Below are 1139 nucleotides of genomic sequence, written 5' to 3'. Positions count from 1 at the left end.
GGCGGGCCGGGAGGACGCCGTGTCGTTCACGCGTCCACGCTACAAGCGGGTGAACTGCGGCGTTACTGACGAAAGTCAGGGGTGCGGCCGGGGCCGGTTCGTCGCCCGCCGCACGGTCACGATCTTGGGTGCGGTGTGTGGGCGGTGTGCGGCTGAACTACGGTTGGGCCGTGACAGCGACCCCGGCCCGGCGCAGCGGGCGCGTCGCCGTCCGCGTGGCCCGCGCCGTGCGTGCGGAGCGGTGGCCGCGCGGGCAGGCGGCCGACACCCTGTTCGCGGTCGCCGCGCTGGCGGTGACGCTGCTGATGAGCGTGTCCGCCGAGAAGCCCGGGGACCGCGGGCTGTGGCCGGGCGGGCTCGCGCTGATCGCGGTGGCCACGCTGGCGCTGGCGGCGCGGCGGCGGCATCCGGTGGCGGTGCTGGTGATCTGTGTGGCCGCGCCGCCGCTGTACTACCCGATGGGGTATCCGGACGGGCCGGTCGTGCTGGTGCTGTGGGTGGCGCTGTTCACCGCGGCCGTGGAGTGCCGGCTGGCGGTGTCGCTGGGTGCGGTGATCGTGGTGAACGCCGGGTTCCTCGGCGCGGCGGTGATCGACGGTGACGGCGGCGGCGACGCGCAGGCGATCGTGGACGCGCGGGGCGTGGCGTCGCTGTCGATGGGGCTGCTGCTCACCGTGGCGCTGGGTCAGTACGTGCGCAGCCGGCGGGACCGGGCCGAGGCCGCCGAGCGGCGCGCCGCGGAGGCCGAGCGGGACCGGGAGGCCGAGGCGCGGCGCCGTGCCACCGCCGAGCGGCTGCGCATCGCGCGGGAGCTGCACGACGTGCTGGCGCACCAGATCTCGCTGATCAACGTGCAGGCGGGTGCGGCGCTGCACCGCCGCGACGACGCGGATCGCGCGGACGCGGACCGCGCGTACGCGGCGCTGGAGGCGATCAAGTCGGCCAGCAAGGACACGCTGCGGGAGCTGCGCGGGGTGCTGGGCGTTCTGCGGCAGGCCGACGCCGAGGACCCGGCCGGGGCGGTGCCGTCGCCGTCGCTGGACCGGGTCGGTGTCCTGCTGGAGCAGGCGGCCGCCGCGGGGCTGACCGTCCGCAGGGCCGGCGACCTTGCCCGGCCCCCCGGCGGATCCCCCGGGGAC

The 1139-nt window shown here is 76.8% G+C and carries 1 protein-coding gene; it reads left to right on the top strand.

Annotated features, from left to right (window positions below; all coding sequences use genetic code 11):
- Positions 1-170: 170 nt before the first annotated feature.
- Positions 171-1139: histidine kinase dimerization/phosphoacceptor domain-containing protein (locus E1285_RS45120; protein ID WP_243723491.1), on the top strand; the 969-nt coding region annotated here is incomplete at its 3' end.

Source organism: Actinomadura sp. 7K507, assembly GCF_004348425.1.
In the GTDB taxonomy this organism is placed as follows: Bacteria; Actinomycetota; Actinomycetes; order Streptosporangiales; family Streptosporangiaceae; genus Spirillospora.
The sequence above is the reverse complement of the archived record's forward strand: the minus strand, read 5'-3'. Positions and strand labels throughout refer to the sequence as shown.